Below are 21302 nucleotides of genomic sequence, written 5' to 3'. Positions count from 1 at the left end.
AAACGTTGGAATTATGCCGATGGTAGCGGCGAAATTGGGGTTATATCCAGTGTAACGCAAGCCTTCTGTTCTACCTGCACACGCACCCGACTTTCAACTGATGGCAAATTGTTCACTTGCCTATTCGCACAGTCGGGCCATGATCTACGCGCACTTATGCGTTCAGGTAAGAGCGATACGCAAATTACCCGTGCCATAGGATTAATTTGGAATCAGCGTGAGGATCGCTATTCACAACTTCGAACAGAAGAAACGACAGGCAACAAAAAAGTGGAGATGTCGTATATCGGTGGCTGATATTTTCAGCCATAACGACACTTTAAAACCATGTAAATTTTTAAAAGTAATATAAAAAACCCAAACAGAAAATACTGTGCTGAGCTTTTTATGCACTAACAAAGATTATGCTTAGAAGTCGTCGAGTACTGCACCTTTACTGGCACTGGAGGCGTTAAAAGCAAACTTGGCTTGCACCCCACGGTTATAACGTGGCGTTGGCGCTTGCCAGCCTTTTTTACGTTCAGCAAGCTCATCATCGCTGATATTCAGTTGCAGTAGTAACTGTTTAGCATCAATGGTGATGGAGTCGTCTTCTTCAATGAAGGCGATGTTACCACCTGCAGCGGCTTCAGGCGCGACATGTCCGACGACCATTCCCCAAGTACCACCAGAAAAACGGCCATCAGTAATTAAGCCAACGCTTTCTCCCAAACCTGCGCCAACAAGAGCGCCTGTCGGTGCCAGCATTTCTGGCATACCTGGGCCACCTTTAGGACCTAAATAGCGCAGTACCATGACATCACCCGCTTTAATTTTACCCGCCAATATGGCCGCGAGAGCAGTTTGTTCGTCGTTGAAGACACGAGCTGGGCCGGTCATTACGGGGTTTTTTAAACCGGTGATCTTAGCCACACAACCTTCCGGTGACAAGTTACCCTTAAGAATGGCCAAGTGACCCTGCTGATACATAGGGTTGCTGATAGGACGAATCACATCCTGATCTGCTCGTGGCACCTCAGGCACGTATGTCAGTACTTCTGCAATGGTCTGTCCTGTTATAGTCAAACAGTCGCCATGCAGTAGACCGGCCACCAATAATATTTTCATGACTTGTGGGATGCCACCAGCTTGATGCAAATCGACAGCCAAGTATTCTCCGCTAGGTTTGAGGTTGCACAGTACGGGGGTCTTTTGGCGGACTCGTTCAAAATCGTCAATAGTCCATTCCACTTCAGCCGCATGGGCGATAGCTAAGAAGTGAAGCACGGCATTAGTTGAGCCACCGGTGGCCATGATGACCGCCACAGCGTTTTCAATTGATTTACGGGTCACAATATCACGCGGTTTGATATTCTGGCGGATAGCTTCAATCAGTACCTTGGCAGACTCTGTCGCGGAATCTACTTTCTCATCATGCGGGTTAGCCATGGTTGATGAGTAGGGCAGAGAAATACCCAGTGCTTCAAATGAGCTCGACATAGTATTCGCTGTGTACATACCACCGCAACTACCGGTGCTTGGAACAGCTCGGCGTTCGATTTGCAACAAGTCTTCATCGCTCATTTTTCCAGCAGCATGTTCGCCCACGGCTTCGAAAACACTGACAATATTAAGTGCTTTCCCCTGATACTTTCCGGGCAGTACGGTACCACCATAAACATAAATAGAAGGCACGTTGGCACGCAGCATACCCATTAGGCCGCCAGGCATATTCTTATCACAACCTCCAATGACTAATACGCCATCCATCCACTGACCCTGTACGCAGGTTTCAATACAGTCAGAGATCACTTCGCGGCTGATTAATGAATACTTCATGCCCTCGGTACCCATGGCCATACCATCAGAAATTGTCGGGGTACCAAAAACTTGAGCATTCCCCCCCGCTTCTTTGATCCCCGCTATTGCGGCATCAGCCAACTTTTGCAGGCCACTGTTACATGGAGTAATAGTGCTGTGCCCATTGGCGATACCCACCATAGGTTTATTGAAGTCTTCTGCCTTGTAACCCATAGCATAATACATCGATCGGTTCGGTGCGCGTGAAGGCCCTTCTGTAATATTTTTACTACGACGATTGATTTGGTCGCTGGTATTTTTGCTGTTTTGCGTCATGATGTTTCTCGTCGGAAATAAATGTGGGTAAACATAAAGTATGCACTAGGGAATAAAGCTATTCCAGATATTTAGCATGACTCAATCCCTCCAAAAGCCAAGTTAATATATAAAATATGGTATTTACATTATTACTCTCTAAATAAAATACCCCACCTTTGCATTGCCCTCAACTTTCGTAGGCCATCATTAATGCTTGCATCGTTAACCCCTTATCAGCGATCAATTTAGCAAGTAATTCAATATGCTCATTTCTTTTGGTAATCACAATGACTAAGCTGCCATGGTTTACGGATTTTTTGATGCTGTTAACAATCATTTCATCTCTAGCTTGGTTACAAGCTAAGTGTTCGGCTCTGTTATAGGTTAGCTTCACCAGATAGCAAAAGTACGGTTCTCTATAACACCCTATCAAAAAAAGATAGATCATCGACCCATCTATTATGTAATTCCTTTTACATATAGCGTCCAGTTAATGAATAAAAAATTTTGAAAAAATAGTGACAAAAAAGCAGAAACCAACGATTTTTTCCTGAAAGCTAATTGCGCCATATAACACAATTTCGTCCCTCTTCTTTTGCTTGATACAGCATATCGTCAGCCAACTTAAACGTCGCTTCAGAACACATTTGCTGTGTTGGAAAGCAATTGACTCCACCAATACTGATTGTCAGGTATTTATTGCTGGTGTTTTTTTCGTGCTCTATTTTCAGGTCCTCCACAGCTTGGCAACAAGATTCCATTATACTAAAGGCATCTTGAGCTGGCGTGTTCGGCAGCAATACCACAAATTCCTCGCCTCCGTAACGAGCAACAAAATCAAAAGGTCTTTTTAATTGCTTAAAAATCACTTGTGCCACCATTTTTAAAGCTTGATCTCCTGCCGCATGCCCGTATTGGTCGTTATATTGTTTGAAATAATCTATATCAATCATAATCAGAGATAAAGATGTATTTTTTCTGACGGACATTCGCCACTCAAGAGCAAATATTTCGTAGAACTTTCGACGATTAGGGACACAGGTTAACGAATCTACATTTGCTAACTGCTCAAGCTGTATGCGCTGCTCTGCCAATTTCAAATGTAGATTAACACGTGCAAGTACTATATCAATGTGAAAAGGTTTTTGAATATAATCACAGGCACCTAGTGCCAAGCCTTGACTTTCATCGACCACATCTGTCAGACCTGTAATAAAAATGACAGGGATAGCAGAAGTTTCCTTATTCTTTTTCAGTTGCTTGATAACTGCAAACCCACTCATTCCCGGCATGATAATATCCAATAAAATAAGATCAGGCTTAAATTTTATTATTTTTTCAATACCTTGCGTACCATTTTTTGCCAAAATAATATTAACCTTTGACTTAAAAAGTTCACTTAAGATTTTAAGATTAGCTTTTTCATCATCAATCACTAAGACAGTTTGTCGCTCAGATATTAAATTTTTCATAAATTTTTTTCCCAGCTATACTCAGATATTATACAAAGATAAATTCTACATGGCTAATGGCTAATGGCTAATTTGAGCATACAGTTTATCGGCATATTCCGATGCTTCTTCATACTCAATATTATCAACAAGTTCAATTATTTTGTTAATAACAAATGAATATTCACTATCCTTACACATTGATTGTATTCCGGGTAAATATTTTTCCACTGAAAAATCAGAAGCTTTCAGCAACGGTCTTATTTTATCCAAATCATTGAGTAGATTTTTGATTGAAAATGAAACTGTTAACTCAGTTTGAGCGGTATTAACTATGCGAGCAATCTCTGTAAGTAGTATATCCAATTCCTTTAATGTTATATCAAATAAAGCCCTGTTTGGGGATCCCTCTTGTAAGGTGTATTCCAGCTCATCACATAATGTCGATAATTCAACAGCGCCTATATAAGCAGCATTCGACTTTAGTGAGTGTATAATACGATGGAGAGTCTCCCAGTCGCCCTCTTGATACAACTGTTCAAGGACTTCTTTCCCTTCTTGAACATTCACAAAATCGTTTATTAAACCTAAGTAAAACTCAATATTGCCTTTTAAATTCCCTAAGGCTAAATCATATTTAATTCCTTTTAACTGCATAATTAAGGATAATTGATCTTGCATATTTTTAGGGATATCAGCGAGTAAAACAGCTTTATTATCAATATTGAGTTCTGCCTCTATAGATGTGCTTACATGTGTTTCAATCTTCACACTCAAAAAGCTGACCAATGTTTTATACAAAACATCAAGATCAATCGGCTTCATTAGATGAGTATTCATGCCAACCTCTCGACTTTTGTCAACATCACTTTGCATCGCATGGGCTGTCATCGCGACTATCGGTAAATCAACCAATTTCAATGTCTGGCGAATTTCTTTAGTGGCAGTTAATCCATCCATTTCCGGCATCTGAATATCCATAAAAACTAAGTCGTAAGTCGATTTCTGTAACTTTTCCAAAGCTATCAAACCGTTTTCTGCAATATCTACCTGAATATTCGTCTCCTTCAAAAAACCTAACATTACTTTACGATTAAGAAAGTTATCTTCCACTAATAAAATATGAAACGAAGCTAAATTCGGCGTAGTAACTTGGGTTTTAAAAGTGCTCGGCCGCACTTCCATAAGAGGTGGGAGAACATTCATAATAGCATCTATTAATATCGATTGATTAACCGGTTTTTCAATAAATCCTTGGATAGCCGTACCACTGATGAGTGGTTGAGCCACGTATTTGTCATAAGCTGAAACCATTAGAATATGTGGAGATTTCTTGATAGCCAACTCACTAATATGACGCGCAGTTTCAATGCCATCCATATTGGGCATTCGCCAGTCCATAAAAATAATATCATAGTAAATATCATCGTTTTCAGAGCGCTTAATAAACTCAACTGCCTCTCTACCTGATTCAGCTTCATCAGCATGAATACCGAGGTCATTTAGAAGTGACTGCAATACAACTCTAGCCAGAGGAGCATCATCGACTATAAGTACCTTCAGCCCTGATAACTTATTTTTATCAACCAATATTTCCGAGTTGAAATCGACTTTGTCTACCATTACTGTAAAGTGAAACGCGGCACCTTTACCTGCTTCACTTTCAAGCCAGATTTCTCCATCCATTAATTCACTCAGCTGTTTTGATATCGCTAAGCCAAGACCTGTTCCCCCATATTTTCGTGTCACAGAATCATCTGCTTGAGAAAAAGACTGGAATAATCTGGATTGCTGTTCCTCAGTCATGCCAATGCCTGTATCAATAACAGAAAATTGCAACATTAACTGTTGTTTCCTGTCTTCTTTAATCTGTAATTTGATACAGATAGTTCCTATTTCAGTAAATTTAACGGCATTACTAATTAAATTAACAAGGATTTGCTGGAGCCTATAAGAATCTCCTACAAGCTTGGGAGGTATATTTTTATCTACATGCAGAATCAACTCAAGACCTTTATCATGAGCCTTTAAAGCATTAAGATTGATTGCTCTACATAATAACTTTTCTAATGAGAATGAACTTTTTTCAAGGGTTAGCTTACCCGCTTCTATCTTCGAAAAATCGAGAATTTCATTAATTAATATTAATAGGTCTTCACCTGACTCCAAAATACTTTTAATATTCTCTTCTTGTTCATTATCCAAGTCAGTTTTAAGAGTTAAACGGCTTAAACCAATCACCGCATTCATCGGTGTACGTATTTCATGACTCATTTTTGCTAAAAAGTCAGATTTAGCTTCACTGGCTGCTTTTAACTTTAAGTTAGATACTGCAAGCTCTGAAGTTCTTCGATCAACCTTAACCTCTAAGCCTTTATTTAATTCTATATTTTCTTCATTAATCAAACTAAATTTATTTGCCATCGCAAAAGCAAGTAATATAGATTCCAAGGCAAAACCAATCAGCCCCAAAAGATATCCCGTAATACTTATAGGAGGTAATAGATCAAACGTAATCAAATTATTAAGCATATTCGGCACGGATAGCGTTATATATGCCAATACAAAATATCTTGCAGGCCTAAAACCAAGTCGCCAAGAATAGATACCCGCATAAAAAGCTAACAGCACATAAACACTACTTGTTATCGTCAACAACCAAAATCCTGTTCCAGGATCTGCCATAACAAGAGGTATGCAACAAATAACAAAGCGAGCAAAGTAAATGGAAAGTTTATTTAGTTTTGGATGAAACTCTTTCAACTTCAAAAAATGTGAATAAAAATAAATACCAAAAACTATCATCAGAGCAACACCTAACCAATGTAGATGTGGATAAGAGTCGCCTGATATTCGAGGGAAAATCAGTTGAAAATGAGTCCAATAGAAAACCCATGATCCTGTAAATAATGAATAGTAAAGATGACTGAGATCTTTAAAAGCCATGTATATCAAAAAATTATAGATGCACAGCGAGAGTCCGATCCCCAAACACAGTACAACAATTAAATTTTCTAGCGTAACTTGATCTTTAAACGCTTCAACCGGTGTGACACGTATATTAAGTGATAAGTAAAAATAGCTACTTTCAATAAAACCAATAATATAGTGTGTTTCACCTCTATTTAGTGTGATGTTATTACCGTAATGAAAATCGTATTCAGTTGGATAGTTTTCTCCTGAGAATACCTGCTGTACTCCGTTTTGAGAATAAATGGAGAAGCGCATTTCCTCAATTAACGTATTATAGGGGTACAAAACAAAGTCACTGTATTCCGACTGGTTATAAATTTTTATCACAAACCAGAATTTATCTCCACTGGCGTTGATTGCTGTAGGAGGTAATACTTTTTTATCTTCAAGCCACCCAGGTATGTCATCTAAACCGGCAGGAAATTGTACGTCGTCTGCTTGGTAATATGTGACAAGATCGCTAAAGTCTCGGTCAACGGTAGAAGAATTTAATATTAGCGGCTCTACCTTTGTAGCACTTACACTGAATGACATGACACACAACAGAGCGACACACAACAAAGCATTAGCATATATGAATGTTTTTCTTAACATAAAGTCAATCAACCTAATAAGACTAGAAGCGCTACACAGCAATAGTTAAATAGCAGAGGTTTTTAAAATCGCAAATTTACATCAAGACCAAAATGCCGAGGCATTGGCATAATATAATAATCAAACATAAACGTTTGCTGTGCATTAATGGCATAAACGGGCTCATTGTTTTCTTCAATATTTTTAATCCACAGTGATACATCATAACTTTCATTTGCAGACGACCAAGTAAACCTAGCATTTGACTGCATATAACCGTCTGCTTTAATGCCCTCATACCCATAGTCATCATTGTAAGCAGAGAACCACTGTTTACTCACATATTGACTATTAAAGTGCATTGATACCTCTCCCCAGCTCCCCCTAGCCGCAATGTAATCCACAGAAATGTTCATATTTACACTGGGCGCCGAAGGTAATTGGTTACCAGAAAGGTCAACGGGTAAACTTGTAGCCGGGTTTGTTAAGCTAAGTTCATCATACTCTGTATCGAGTAAACCAAGACCTATATTAATTGATAAGTCTTCGGACAGTAGCGCACGAAACTCTAATTCTGCACCATCAATATACGAGCTACCTGCATTTTCCAGAAATCGTACAGCACCAACAATATTAACCAGTTGTTGATTCTTATAATTATTGTGAAATAGCGCACCATTAAACTGTAAGCGGTTATCCCACCAACGAGACTTTATCCCAATTTCGTAAGCCTCTACCGTTTCAGGCTCAGCTATTGTCAATTCAGTTGTGCTGAAGGTTGCACCACCATTGAAAGCACTACTGCGATACCCCTGACTATAACTACCATAAAGCATAAACTCATCGGATAATTGATATTTCAATCCCATACTACCGCTTACTTTGTCATCGTTGTAACGCTTAGGTGGCTGATCTACAATTAAGTCATAGGCGTGATTAGCATCATAATCGCCCACCCATGAATGTACATTAGAAAGTTTTCCTTTATCCTTGGTATAACGCACCCCCAAGAAACCTTCTAACAACTTATTAATGTCGTAGGTTAAGTGCGTATAAATAGCCTTAGAATCACGCTGTTGTTGATAGCTTTGACCCACTGTAAAGCCACTGGTCGCTAGAGAAGGATCAAAAGGCACTCCTAAAGACTCAGTGAATAACAAAAAGCTCAGGTCGTTTTGAATTTTCATTTTATCGTGACTAACAAACACACCAACAATAGCATTAAGGTCGCCCTCAAAATTGGTCGTTAAACGTAGATCTTGTGACCACTGTTCAATCTTACTACTCCAATCTATTTCAAGAATTGAGACAGGTGAACCATCGCCGTTTTCATTTAACGCTTTACCCTTCGACCATGCTGTCACGGAGGTATAATCAATATCTTTTGTCAATGCACCTTTTACGGTTAAATTAAGACTATCTGTTTCTGTGTTATAGGCACCCACTTTATCTTCAGAGCCTTCAAAGTCATCATAGTTTTGTTTAATACGTTGTTCTATTACGCCACCACTAAAAAAGCCCGCCACATCATAACCATTTGGACCTCGTCCTTTAGCAATAATACCCGCCGTATTGCCAAGCGTTTTACCCAACTGTAAACGTAATATTGCATCAATCGACTCTGTTTTATAACGTAACGAGGTTCGAAGCGCCCAATTGTTAATTTCTCGTAAATCTTCAGCGCCTTCATAGTTATTTCCATAAAACCCATCACTGTCGCTGTAGGTAAAAGCGGTTCTTAGTCCCAAAGTATCATCAAGAAATACGGTTTCACCTGCGCCTGAAACGCGAAGGTTATTATTATTGCCGTAGGATAAATGCAAGCGTGCATTTCGCTCAAATTCAGGGACTCTACTCGTAAAATTGATAGCTCCAGCGGTCGTGTTTTTACCATATAACGTTCCTTGAGGACCACGTAAAACTTCGGCACGCTCAATATCAAACAACTGTGAAGCTTGCATAAAAGATGCCTCAACTGGTGACTCATCGAAATAAATACCAACAGGGCTAGATTGATTGGTATTAAAATCCGTCATACTAATTCCACGTAATGTGAAAATAGGCTGCGCATCTCCATAAGGTTCTGACACCTGTAGATTTGGCGTTTGTTGAGCAATATCTGATGGCAAGAGAATACCCAAGCTCGACAATGATTGGCTATCAAAAGCCGATATTGAAACCGGCACCTTTTGAATGTTTTCAGTGCGTTTCTGTGCCGTTACCACGATGACTTCCAACATTGGATGTGGCTTTGGGGTTATATTTGATGGTTCTGATAAGACTAAAACATCTACGTTTGACGCCGATTCGCTCTGCTCATTTACAACTAGTACGTCCTGCATCTGGGCAGAAGAGAAAAAAGATAATAGAAAGAAAGGAGCTACAAACGTTAAAGAAAAGCGTGAAGGAAACACCTGCATATTATATTGAAGTCCACAAAAAACCTTAGCATTAACTATAAGCATGCAATAGATTAATTTCAATGAACAATGCCTCTATTCAACGGTATAGGCTCTTACATTACGCTCTTTCTTATGAATAACATGAAAAATTATAATGTTTTTATTTTTAAGATATTATCAAAGACCTATTTCATAAATATTTTATCATTACCCATAAATATAATTTTCTGAATTTTGATACTTAATACGACTATAAAAAAGCCTAGTTGTTAGTGATTGTAGGTCTACTTCTAGCAGAAATATTAACTAATAACAGAAAAAATATAGTATAGATCCTATTTATATTTTCCAAAAAGTTAAGATCAGTAAGGATCCACATGGATGATATTTATCTCTACCAAAAAAGTTGTTTTTACAAAATATAACGTTTAGAGTTTATGACGTATCAACTTGATATTTTTTCATTTGATATCATAAAGTTATATTAAGGACATAAGTATGAATAATCTTCCTCCCTATATTAATTACTCAGGCAACATAATTATACATCCACCTGCAATATGGATAATGCCGATATGTATGGTTTTTTTGTAAAAGGAAAACTTGATTAGTTGATAAAAATAGAAGATCCCTTTTCGAAATGAATAACGTAGCATAAACGTTTCTAAACCAAGCCCACAGTGAGCACCTAGGTAGTTTATACTTTTCATTTTCTCCTTCTTTAGAGAATGATCATTTGACAAGATATCCTTTCACCAGAAAACTAGATAGGGTTGAAAAAAAACCCGAATATCGCTATTCGGGCTTTCATTTAAATGATTAGACTGTATAGATTTAGAGTTTAAATCCTACTTACATCATGCCGCCCATGCATGAACTATCTATTTGTTTTTATTAAAAATTCAATACGGGGATTTTATTGATACCCCACCTTATACCCCTGAAGCATGTGCACCTAACCTAAGTTATTGAAAAATATTGAAACATCGTTGTTTCATTTAGTTTAAATAAATTTTAAAGTATGCGCTAGACACATAAATAATGAAACCTAAATAGTATAAAAAGGCTCAAATGTACATTAGTGTTACGGATGATTAATTTAGTTTTTTATTCGTTTTATTGCCTTTTTAAACCACTACGTATTTGTCAGCCAAAGATTAGGGTAAATGATAGCTATTATCCAAAAACAATAAATGCTTACAGGTCAAACCGTAATAAACCAAAATGGATTGTTGAAAAAGTCATTTACCTCAAAGCCATGATGGTAAATCATGGTTGTGGAAAAATAGCAGCCACATTTAATCGTTGATATTGTGATAAAGGTGAGTCTGCTAGCAAAGCATTTGTTTATGAAAAACTCAAAGCAAATAAATATCAACTGGCGCTAGTAAAACGCGATATTAAAGATAAACCCCATATTCAATTCCTGTGAATCAAACATGGGGACTTGATTTAACTACTGTAAACTTATCAACTAAACAGCAAGTTAGTTTAGGCAAAGTAGTTCATGGCTCTCGACTTAATTTGAAATTACAGCACTTAAAATCAAAACATTCTGAAAAATATTTTATTTGAACTTGTTAGCGCTATACGACAGCTTGGTTTTCCTACGTTTATCAGAACGAATAGTGAACACTTTTTTAGATCTTCATTCATGAATCTTGGCTTAAAGTTGTTAAGTATAGGACATCAAAAATATGATATTACTTGCCCTTACCAAAATGGAAGCATTGAACATTTATCAGGCATATTTAAATCCAAATATAAACAACTTGATTGGTCAAAAGTTTGCTCTAACTACTTACAAGTAGAATTAGATAGTTTTCAAGCTTGGTACAATTATGTGAGAGTTCATTCGAACTTAAATGATCGTACACCTGTTGAATTTTTTATTAACAGTAACCCTAAAGGTAAGGACAATATGTTTCTGATTGGGATGCCGTGTTAACTGGATTTTATTTTCCTGATTGATCGCAAAAATGCATATTTGAAACTAAATAAAAGTATCATTATTAAGACATAATGATACTTTTTACATCTACAACTTGCAAAAGAGCGTAATTAACCAGCAACAGTGATTAATTTGGCAAAAAACTGAAAATTAATTCTTGGTTTATGCTTAAAAATAAAGAAAGTTAACGGTCAAGTATTTTAAAAATGACAGCTGATTTTATAGCCCTTGTTGACTGTACGGTGCGAACGGAACAACATTTGCTTACACCTTGCTACAAAAGTGTTTACTAATTCTAAACGATTTGTTAACATCCTTGACGCACTTAAGGAGGAGCGTTGATTTTAAAGGGTATTTATTCCACTATTCTTCCACCTATTCTTTAATTTGCAAAATAGCACTGCGTCTTCTGGTTAAATAAATCAATAAAAAGGAATGAAAATGAACAAATTTAGTAAAAGGTTATTAATAACGCTTCTTGTAAGTTTTGGCTCTGTATCTATGGCTGCTTATGCTGTAGAAAAAGAGTTAGAGTGCCACAAAATGAAAGATGGAACGTTTCTATGTCAAGACAAGGTTGAAAAATAATGAATAAATTAAAAGTTGCTTTAACCGGATTAATAATGGGTGCATCTGTAGCCGCCTCGGTAACTGTATATGCCGTACCCATGTTATGTGATATGACTAAATGTAGTAAAGTTATGGGTGGTTATATTTGTGAAAAAGGCGCCTGTAAAGAAATTGAAAAATAAAATTTAAAAAAATAAAGTTTTAAAATTAGAAGACGCACTTATGATAAAAAATAAATACAAGCAATTTATACTGGCAATTAGTTTTATTATATTACTAGGGATAATTTGGATTTTAAATACTAGCACACCAGAAACAACTATTATTCATAAACCAAAAGTTGTTGATATTTATCAAAACAAGCCAGTCAAATCATTTAATGATGAATTTAACAATTCAAGCCAAGTAAGTATTAATCGGAATAAAACACAAGCAACTTTAAGCATTGATGAACAAAAAAGCACACTAACCTCTAATCTTTCTATTCTAGATAAGTCTACTGAACGTTATGGCAAATACAAAGAACTGTATAAGGAGGAGAAATTCTCAATTAAAGCCATTGGTGACAATTTAGTCGGAGCTTATAGCAAAGACAATGATGTTGACTTTATTATTATAGATCTAGCATTTATTACGAATAACTTAGGTAATACGCAGGCAACGCATTCATATTTTTTAGACGAATTAGATGAAAATGAACAATACGGGACTTGGGATAACTCTTTAAAAGATGAATTTCTAGATGCTCTTTCAGCATATAACTCTTCTGACGTCCTTAATGTTTCGGATGTCAATTGCAGAGAAATAAGATGTGTAGCGACACTTCGCTTTGATAACGAAAGGGAGTTTAGTCAGTTGTTCCAAAAACTTAATCAAGATGCTAAATATTCATTTTATGCCATACCTTTTTACGCTGTTACTTCGTTTGAAGCAACATTAATAATTATGAGAATTGATAATGCGTGATGTATTAATATGGGTACTTACTTTAGCGTTTGGTTTTGCCATATCACTCTCTATATTTCAACATATAAATAAGAAAAACTCTATTGAGGAAGGTAATTATTCTCGATATTTCAAGAATCTAGATGAAGATATCATTATTGTTTCTGTAGATTGGTGTAAATATTGTGATGAACTTAAGGTATTGCTTAAAGAAAATAGGGTGAAGTTTTATAATTTTGATCCTAGTAAAGAGCTGAATAATTCAAATATTTTTCATGAGCTTAACTCAGACGTATTCCCTATCATTGTTACCAATAATATCAAGATAAAAGGGTATTCAAAACAATTAATTCAAGATTTACCAGAGTTCCAAAATGCAACCAACTAGCTTTACACTCCCAACTAAACTAACACCTAAAAAAAGTATTTATTTATGGTTATTTATTTTCGGAGTACTTGTTTTTTTTATCTATAAACTACAAAACATAGGTGCAGATTTCACTTACGAATCCATTAAAACAGGCGTAGTTAGAATAGGGACACTTAAACAAGTATCGCTTGGAACTGGAAAACTACAATCATCTGTACAGCGAATAATATCTGCCCCTAACGGTGGCACCGTAGAAAAAATTTATATGTATCCTGGGTCGGAAGTAACTGAGGATAGTATTGTAATCCTTCTTTCAAATTCAAAGCTTGACAGTCAATTGGCAGACATAGAATATGAATTAAAAAAAAATCAAATTCTACTACTCAAGACTGTTAGTGATGCACAGTTAGCTTTAATTACTGATGAGCAAGCATTATTAGAATTAAACAAGCAGTATAAAAAAACAGAGCTTGAATATCAGATCGTTGACAAACTTGCAGAATCAGGAATAGCTTCAAAGCTAGAACAAAAGAAACTACAGCTTGATGTAGATTTTTATAAAGAGCAGCACAATTTACTTAAAAAAAAGTCGCTTTTGTCTGGTAAGGTTCGCCAAACTAAGATCAATGCGCAAGAAGAACTAATTTCTCTTATCTCTGGTAAATTTGAAAAATTGAAAGCAGCGAGATCCAATTTAGAAGTTCGTGCAGGTATCAAAGGCTTCATACAAAATATTGATATTAAAATTGGTCAAACACTTTCACATGGAGAAAAAATAGGAGATGTTGGGAGTGTTGATGAGCTTAAAGCCGTGGTAAAAATCCCTCAAAATGCTTTATACAATCTAAAAGTAGGAATGAAGGTTTATATATCTAATACCTCTGGTCAAGCTTTAGGTAAAGTTGAAAGAATAGAGCCTACGATTAAAGATAGTAATATTACGGTTCAAGTAAGATTAGAAAATAACTTGCCCAGTGAATTTAGACCTCAAATGAATGTGAAAGCCAAGATTATTTTTAAAACTTCAGAAAATGTATTGCTTGTTGATATTCCTCACAATGCAATACCAAACCAAATAAACCAAATATATATTATTAAGAACAGCAATGCGATTCAGAAAGATGTTTTGTTTGGAGAGGCATCTGCAAACAAAATAGAAGTGCTAGATGGGTTATCTTCTGATGATCAAATTATAATTTCAAATACAAACCTCTTCAAAGAAAAAAAGGAAATTGCTTTTGTCAATAAATAAAAATGGATCTCCCCTCATTACAGTCGAAAATATTTCTAAAATATTTGGTAAGAAAAATCCAACCAAAGTTTTAAATGATATTTCCTTTTCAATACAGTCTGGAGAATATGTTTCAATTATTGGCGAATCAGGAGCAGGTAAATCAACTTTATTATCTATCTTAGGCTTAATAGAAAAACCGACCTCTGGTAGTTATAAGTTATTAGGTAATTCTATTTTTGATTTTGATGATGATGGACTAGCTGAGATTAGAAATAATAATATTGGATTTGTTTTTCAGTCGTTTAACTTGATTGATTCATTGAATGTTATTGATAATGTCAAATTACCTTTTAAGTACCGTAAAAATAAAACTGAGACCAATGAAAGTGATGCTATAGACATACTGGATCGTTTAGGTTTAAAAGATAAGCTGAATTCATTTCCTTCAGAACTATCCGGTGGTCAACAACAGAGAGTATCAATAGCTAGAGCATTGGTTACTAAACCAGCTCTATTAATAGCAGATGAACCGACAGGAAACCTTGACTCTAAAAATAGTGAAGATATTTTTAACTTGATTGATCAATTACACAGTGAAGGGATGACTATTTGTGTTGTTACTCATGAAGAAAAGTATGCCCAACGATCCTCGAGACAATTACATATAAGCGATGGGATGTTAATCAATGATATCAATCGCTAAGCTACCTACTTTAGGCGCATTAAATATAAAAAACAGTGCATTTAATGCACCTTTTGTAATGCTATTTTCTGTTGCATTCAGCCTTTTGATCAGTATAGGTAGCATTTTTTACAATACCGTGATTCAACCACTTCCGTATAAGGATTCAGAACGCTTAATCTCTTTTGAAAGCTATCTTAATATAGGTGGCACAATGAAAGTGAGAAATATTACTGGAGGAATAGCATCAGCATTAGATAAAGACTCTAAACTTTTACAAAGCAAAATCCTTCATAATCTTGTTATTAACGATAAGTTTAGGCTTACACCTGAAACTAAACCTTTTGCTGTTCAATATGCTTTTGTATCCCCAGAATATTTTCAGTTAATAGGGGCAAAAATGTTAAAAGGGAGTCACCTTAAAGCCTCATATAGTAAGACTTTAAATAACCCTAAAGTTGTAATCAGTGAAAATTTTTGGCGCGAAAGATTTAATTCAAGTGCAAATGTTTTATATGATTCAATTACCGTCGGGTCTAAAGTTTATAGTATTGAAGGAGTTCTAAGTAGTAAAACATTACCGATTGAACTATTAAAAGATCAGAAAACAGATTTTTGGCTACCTATCAGTTATGCTGATATCGATAATTCAAACTTGTATAGTTTTGAGAATGGCTTGTCAATAATAGGCTTATTAAATGATGGAATAAGCCTTTCAAGTGCATCAAATAAAATAGAAAAAGAGTTCGAAGGGGTGCATGAAGACATTGTAGCTTCTTGGCCTGCTAATACTTCTATAAAATCTTATTTTGTAAATATTCGAGAAAAAACAACAGAAGACTCTTTAGAATTACTCATTTTATTAAGTATTGGAGTTACCTCACTTTTTGTTATCTCGATTGTAGGAATTTCGAATTTAACTGTCAGTAATGTTTTTGACGACCTAAGTGATTTCGCCGTTAAGGCTTTACTCGGAGCAAAAGCTAAAGAACTTTTTAAAGAGCTATTCTTAAAGTACCTAACTTTATTGGGCCTCGCCTCAATACTGGGGATTTTGATAGGACACTTCATCAAAGCTACCTTAGTAGTCGCAGGAGAAGGTCATTTATCACGATTAGGTGAAGAAGTTCCCTTTGTTAATCAATTTATTTTTCTACTCACTCTGAGTGTAGTCATATCTTCTATTTATGCACTAATTTCTATAACCATTATTAAACAGTCTTCGTTATCAAGTGTGTTGAAATCTGGCACAAAGGGGGCGAAAAGGTCTATTTCTCAACTTAAACGAATAAGTGTTATAGCAATTCAAATTACTATTTCGGTATTAGTTTTAGCAATACTGTCCAATGTTCTAATTAAAAATATAAATGCTATTAATGGGTTTACTAGTATTAATACTAATAATAAGCATCTTATAACTCTTAAATCTACAGGAACAGAATATTTCGATTCAAACGTACTGGAAGAAATTAAACAAAATATTAGTGAAAAATTTTCAAGTTCAAAATTATCTGTTAGTTTAAACCCAATAATTGGAAATATGTTTGCAATTACTACATTTACTTTTGACGATGACAATAAAGGGATATCTAAACTTGTTACAATTGATGAGGATTACCTAGCCCTTAACCAAATAAACTTACTATCTGGTCGATATTTCGATATAGATGATATGCTTTTAAAGAAGAATAATATAATTATCAATCAAAAATTGGCTGATAAACTCAAGATAACGATTCTCGATGGGCAATCGATTACTTTATCTGATAAGAGTTACTCTATTATTGGTATTGTAGAAAATGTGACGTCTAATAAACAAAGTGAAGATGAAAATTCTATTCATCAAATTTATCAAACTATAGACCAAGAAAAGTTTTCAAAAGTAGCAATTTCCTTTATAAGTAATATATCAATAAACGAAGATTCTCTGAATGATATTTTAGAAGACAATACAAATATATACATTGATAAGTTTGGCTCTTATGAAAAACTCACTTTTGAGCACACTCAAAAAGAGAGATTTATAGTTGGTATAATAAGTATTGTTATAGCTTTTACTTCTTTAATACTCTTAGCAAGCTTGTATGGACTTATAACATTTCATGAAATTAGCAGAATGCCAGAGTTTGCAATAAAAAAGGTCTTAGGAGAAAAGTCCAGAAATCAATTAATACAAACATTAAAAGACAATTTAATTCCTTTATTGATCGGGGTAGTGACTGGTTTGGCATTGATCATTCTAATTAAATCAAACTTGCAAACAGAATATTTTATATTAGAGCTTAATTACAATATATTTCTAATGTCCGTATTGGTTCCTACGCTGGTTATTTTCTTTACCTCACTTATTGTATATCAATATAAAAAGCAGAAACTTAAAAACGTTGCTGACTACCTATAATATCCCAAGCGCATATAAAAGATCTGTGGCTATCTTGCGGGAGCTTAAAAAAAGCTGTCAAGCCATCAGAGCGAAAGCAGTTAGCCCAGTTCGCGCATATTGAACTGGGTTTAGGTATTGTGTTGGCTTGCAAAATTCTTTGTATTAGTCGATGTACTTAATATTAGCACCCTAGATATGTTTTTTAATTTAAAAACAAATCTAATGCCAAATTAGCGAAATTAAATATAACGCCCAGTATGAGCCGCCGAGGAAACTGCTGGGATAATGCTGTGATGGAACGATTTTTTAGAAGTTTAAAGACAGAGCGTCTCAATACAATAAAGTTAGCTTTAATAATCATCAATAGGTTATTAATGAGTAAAGTTCTGGGGAAGGCACTTAGCTAAGCTTGGACGTTCCAAGGTAGTATGAATCGATATCGAGTTTCGGATTACGCCAACCATAGAAGGTGGACACGTTAATATTGTTATCCCGGCAAAATTGAATAATAGTAAAATCGCTACGTTGTTGATGTTCAAATATGTTGTACCAGTGTTTTATTTTTTGCTGTTTATTCATAATGACCTAATGCTAATTTTCTGAGATAATTATGCGCAAGCTTGATTAAAATTGGTATGTGGGGATAATTACCCGCTTACGTATAAACTCCATTTTTTAGGCAAACGCCCACTTTTTATACCTCTAAAAGGCCACAAGTATAACCAACTATTTTTTTGCCATGTTAGATTCAAATAATCGGTACTTCCGAAAAAATATTCTTCTAATACTCCCTAAAGAATCATACCCCCATGTACCACGAACGCAAGCTCAATTTTATCCCCACGGTTTAGAGTCTTAAAATGAAAAATTTCTGTTGTCATAAATATTCCTTATTGAGTTAAAATAAATTTTTCTGTCTAAACGGTAATCTTTTTTACTTCGTTAATTGGGCTTGAGACAATATGGAAATGGGTTAAATCCTTCTACCTTAATTTCTTTTTAATAGTATCCCAAGCAGCATTGATTAACTTAGCTTCATTTTCTGCTTGAGCTTTTCTCGAACCTGATAATCCAGCTATTTTATCGGGATGGTACAGTTTAATAAGTTGTATATAAGCGGCTTTATATTCCTTTATTGTGCAACCTTTACCTTTACCTAAAATTTCACAAGCGTCTGGAAAGTATTGAGGGTTTAAATACCCTGAGTCAGTATTACTTGAATTTTTACTTTGTCGACCATTGCCATTTTCTTGTCTATTTTGACTATTATTATTTTTATTTTTTTGCTGATTAGATCGCGCTTTTTCTTGTTCACGTTTTAGATTTTCAGCTTGTCGACGAATGTCATCTTCGGCTGCGCGTCTTTGGCGTTCAATATCTTGCTCTGCTTGATATTTTTGTTGTCTTAGTTCTTCTTCAACCTGTTGCTTTTGACGATATAACTCAGCCACTGCTTGGTCTTTCTGTTGTGCAATATCTGCTACGTAACCCGCCTTAGCTCGCTTAAAGCTGATAGAACCGAACAAATCACTTATCCAATACTTAACTTTAGTAACAGGTCGTTCAAAATTGAGTATAAAGCCAACAATAAAAAATGCTGTTGCAAAGTCTCGTTGTTCCATTTGTAAGAAAACAGGAGCGATCCCTATTAGTATAAAGCCACCTAAAATAACTAAAAACGGATTTAATCCTTTAAACAGTTTACCGATTAAGTAACCAATAAATATAAATGCCGCCGCACCAAAAAATAACTCTGTCATAATTCTTGTAACTTCCTATATAACGGTTTCCATGTATGAATTAGTAACCCAACGACAAATGACAATGTTAACGGCCACCAATTTAAAGTTGAAACTATAGTGAAAACAGGTGCTAGGCAGCAAATTACAATGATGCCCCAAAGTGAAATTCCATTTCGGAAAAACCAACCAATAAATAATCCTGCAAACCAGAATATTCCTAGAAATACCATCGTCTCCGTATTCATTGCTATATCCTTAATTTGGTATCAAAATCGAGTTTGATTGATTGCCCACTACATTGAGCAGGTTGTTTCCTAGATAAACGAGCATAACGGGAATGATTAAAAAAGTTAACTGTTTCAACTATGGCGGGTTGATGGTGTTTTGAAATATAAACTGCTTGATTATCAGCAAGGGTTCTTAATTGGCTAGATGAAAACAAATCAATCTCATTGTATTGCTGTACAACACTGGTGAAATTTTCCCGCTGTGTGATCACGCGTTTACCAATAATTTGGGCATACTCTTGGTTAGTATCTAAATCGCCCCCTTTATAAATAAGGGAGCTACCAATGCCTGCTTTTATCGCTTTCGCTTTTTGTTCACCGTACTTATCTTCTAATTGAGATATGCCCTGAAATACCAGAGATAATGACACTCTATATTTCCGTACATTAGTGATAATAGTATTAAAATTATGGATGTACGAGTTACCAAACTCGTCAAGAAACGCGTAAATATCTAATTCATTTTTTGTTGGTTTAGCTTTCATCACCTCGGTAAAAAGGCGTGCATAAAATACGTCAATGATGAACTGATAATAAGCTTGCTGTGACTCTGGAAAATTTAGGTAAATTATTGTTTTTTGCTGTCGAATACTTTCTAGTTCTAGCGTATCAGAGGCTAATAGTTCTTGAACTTGTGGATTGTTCAACTGTTTCAAAGCGGTTTTACAGATAGTAACATAGCTACTCAGCATTTTTTCATTACTGGTTGTTAAACCAATCCATGATTCAACTAAGCTTTTATCGTTCGGGTAATAAGGATTAACAGCATTTTCAGCCACCCAATCATCTAACCCTGAACCATCACTTCCAAAACGCTGTATTAGTGAATTTATCTCAACAAGGTTTAGTTTATGCGGTTGACTATAGGCTAAACACTTAGCCAATATTTCCATAATGGAAATTGCGCCATCATTCCAAAGTTGCTCTTTATCAGTATTGTACTTTGACATAATAACTGCTGCACAAACTTGCTCTATTTCAATTGTGTGGCGTGCATCTAAACCAGCAAAAGGGTTAAAACGTGAAGATGAAGCTAAATCGTCAGGGCTTAATTTTAAGACTCGATATCCTTGCTGTTTTAAATGCCCACTAGTGAGATGATATACCTCTGAACTAGGATCGTTCACAATCATCGAACAGTTCGAATTTGATAGTTCAAAAATGTTGGGAATTATAAAGGCAGTCGTTTTACCACTACCCGGTTTTGCTATTACCGCAACGTGTTCATATGAATCTTTTTGAGATATACGGCTGCTTTGACCATCGATTAATAACCCTTTATTTCTAGGTGAAAAAATCGATGACAGTTCTTTTGCAGAAGCAAACCTAGCACCAGCTTCTTTAACCAGTAGCTTATTTTTAGCGATGTGAGAACCAATTTTAAATAAACCGGCAAAGGTATCTTTCATTATTTTAGACACTAGCGCATATCCTTATCGTGTTCTGAGCCTTTAGCCTGTTGTTCCCTAGCCTTTTTAATACTTTCTTTGTTTGATCGACCACTTGGTATATTTTCATGCATGAACTTCTGTTGAGTTAACCTTTCTTTTTTATCACGTTCTTCATCTACTTTTTTACCTGAGCGAGCAGCAGAAAAGGCACTAAATAAACCATCAAAAAAACCTAATATATCCATTTCATC

At 35.5% G+C, this 21302-nt stretch carries 17 protein-coding genes and 2 pseudogenes; 10 read left to right on the top strand and 9 right to left on the bottom strand.

Annotated features, from left to right (window positions below; translation table 11 throughout):
• A pseudogene (locus H4J67_RS07660) lies at positions 1 to 297 on the top strand (GTP 3',8-cyclase MoaA); the annotation flags it as partial.
• Positions 298 to 408: 111 nt separating this feature from the next.
• On the opposite strand, the gene ilvD reads toward H4J67_RS07660, so the two are convergent.
• From ilvD to H4J67_RS07635, 5 genes are all read right to left on the bottom strand, one after another.
• Positions 409 to 2115 carry a dihydroxy-acid dehydratase gene (gene ilvD, locus H4J67_RS07655; protein WP_182176402.1) on the bottom strand — a complete coding sequence of 569 codons (1707 nt, stop codon included), beginning with the start codon at positions 2113 to 2115 and terminating at the stop codon, positions 409 to 411.
• A gap of 169 nt (positions 2116 to 2284) precedes the next feature.
• On the bottom strand, positions 2285 to 2434 hold the full coding sequence (locus H4J67_RS07650; protein ID WP_182176403.1) for a hypothetical protein: 150 nt from the start codon (positions 2432 to 2434) through the stop codon (positions 2285 to 2287).
• A 220-nt stretch (positions 2435 to 2654) separates the two neighbouring features.
• Positions 2655 to 3569, bottom strand: a complete 915-nt coding sequence (locus H4J67_RS07645; protein WP_182176404.1) for a diguanylate cyclase — start codon at positions 3567 to 3569, stop codon at positions 2655 to 2657.
• A gap of 60 nt (positions 3570 to 3629) precedes the next feature.
• Positions 3630 to 7115, bottom strand: coding sequence for a response regulator (locus H4J67_RS07640; protein ID WP_182203360.1), 3486 nt, complete (start codon positions 7113 to 7115; stop codon positions 3630 to 3632).
• Between the two features lie 62 nt (positions 7116 to 7177).
• Positions 7178 to 9514 (bottom strand): TonB-dependent receptor, encoded by a 2337-nt coding sequence (locus H4J67_RS07635; protein WP_182203358.1) that lies wholly within the window; start codon positions 9512 to 9514, stop codon positions 7178 to 7180.
• A 1636-nt stretch (positions 9515 to 11150) separates the two neighbouring features.
• Here H4J67_RS07635 and H4J67_RS21200 point away from each other — a divergent pair.
• The 9 genes and pseudogenes from H4J67_RS21200 to H4J67_RS07590 all read left to right on the top strand — a co-directional run.
• Positions 11151 to 11444, top strand: a complete 294-nt coding sequence (locus tag H4J67_RS21200) for an integrase core domain-containing protein (RefSeq protein ID WP_182203356.1) — start codon at positions 11151 to 11153, stop codon at positions 11442 to 11444.
• Positions 11445 to 11888: 444 nt separating this feature from the next.
• Positions 11889 to 12035 carry a hypothetical protein gene (locus tag H4J67_RS07625; RefSeq protein ID WP_182203355.1) on the top strand — a complete coding sequence of 49 codons (147 nt, stop codon included), beginning with the start codon at positions 11889 to 11891 and terminating at the stop codon, positions 12033 to 12035.
• The gene (locus tag H4J67_RS07620; protein ID WP_182203353.1) at positions 12035 to 12199 is read left to right on the top strand and encodes a hypothetical protein; all 165 of its coding nucleotides are present in this window, start codon (positions 12035 to 12037) and stop codon (positions 12197 to 12199) included. Before H4J67_RS07625 ends, H4J67_RS07620 begins: the two co-directional genes overlap by 1 nt.
• Positions 12200 to 12239: 40 nt before the next feature.
• On the top strand, positions 12240 to 12983 hold the full coding sequence (locus tag H4J67_RS07615; protein WP_182203352.1) for a hypothetical protein: 744 nt from the start codon (positions 12240 to 12242) through the stop codon (positions 12981 to 12983).
• Positions 12976 to 13350 carry a hypothetical protein gene (locus H4J67_RS07610; protein WP_182203350.1) on the top strand — a complete coding sequence of 125 codons (375 nt, stop codon included), beginning with the start codon at positions 12976 to 12978 and terminating at the stop codon, positions 13348 to 13350. The genes H4J67_RS07615 and H4J67_RS07610 overlap by 8 nt, the downstream gene beginning before the upstream one ends.
• Positions 13337 to 14584 carry an efflux RND transporter periplasmic adaptor subunit gene (locus H4J67_RS07605; RefSeq protein WP_182203348.1) on the top strand — a complete coding sequence of 416 codons (1248 nt, stop codon included), beginning with the start codon at positions 13337 to 13339 and terminating at the stop codon, positions 14582 to 14584. Before H4J67_RS07610 ends, H4J67_RS07605 begins: the two co-directional genes overlap by 14 nt.
• Positions 14571 to 15269: an ABC transporter ATP-binding protein gene (locus H4J67_RS07600; protein WP_220471621.1), complete on the top strand. Its 699-nt coding sequence runs from the start codon at positions 14571 to 14573 to the stop codon at positions 15267 to 15269. Before H4J67_RS07605 ends, H4J67_RS07600 begins: the two co-directional genes overlap by 14 nt.
• Positions 15253 to 17649: an ABC transporter permease gene (locus tag H4J67_RS07595; RefSeq protein ID WP_182203346.1), complete on the top strand. Its 2397-nt coding sequence runs from the start codon at positions 15253 to 15255 to the stop codon at positions 17647 to 17649. Before H4J67_RS07600 ends, H4J67_RS07595 begins: the two co-directional genes overlap by 17 nt.
• A gap of 227 nt (positions 17650 to 17876) precedes the next feature.
• Positions 17877 to 17963 (top strand): annotated as a pseudogene (locus H4J67_RS07590) (integrase core domain-containing protein); the annotation flags it as partial.
• 67 nt (positions 17964 to 18030) lie between these two features.
• On the opposite strand, the gene tnpA reads toward H4J67_RS07590, so the two are convergent.
• The 4 genes from tnpA to H4J67_RS07575 form a co-directional block, all read right to left on the bottom strand.
• Positions 18031 to 18210: an IS66 family insertion sequence element accessory protein TnpA gene (gene tnpA / locus H4J67_RS21195; RefSeq protein ID WP_404842780.1), complete on the bottom strand. Its 180-nt coding sequence runs from the start codon at positions 18208 to 18210 to the stop codon at positions 18031 to 18033.
• 404 nt (positions 18211 to 18614) lie between these two features.
• Complete coding sequence (locus H4J67_RS07585) at positions 18615 to 19391, bottom strand: DnaJ domain-containing protein (RefSeq protein WP_182203345.1); 777 nt, start codon at positions 19389 to 19391, stop codon at positions 18615 to 18617.
• A 229-nt stretch (positions 19392 to 19620) separates the two neighbouring features.
• Complete coding sequence (locus tag H4J67_RS07580; RefSeq protein ID WP_182203343.1) at positions 19621 to 21081, bottom strand: type IV secretory system conjugative DNA transfer family protein; 1461 nt, start codon at positions 21079 to 21081, stop codon at positions 19621 to 19623.
• A complete protein-coding gene (locus H4J67_RS07575; protein WP_182203341.1) occupies positions 21081 to 21296 on the bottom strand; it encodes a hypothetical protein in 216 nt (71 codons plus the stop codon). Before H4J67_RS07575 ends, H4J67_RS07580 begins: the two co-directional genes overlap by 1 nt.
• Positions 21297 to 21302 lie beyond the last annotated feature (6 nt).

Source organism: Colwellia sp. BRX10-4 (genome assembly GCF_014077465.1).
GTDB lineage: Bacteria > Pseudomonadota > Gammaproteobacteria > Enterobacterales > Alteromonadaceae > Colwellia_A.
Note: the sequence above shows the minus strand (reverse complement) of the source record. Positions and strands in the feature narration are given on the sequence as shown.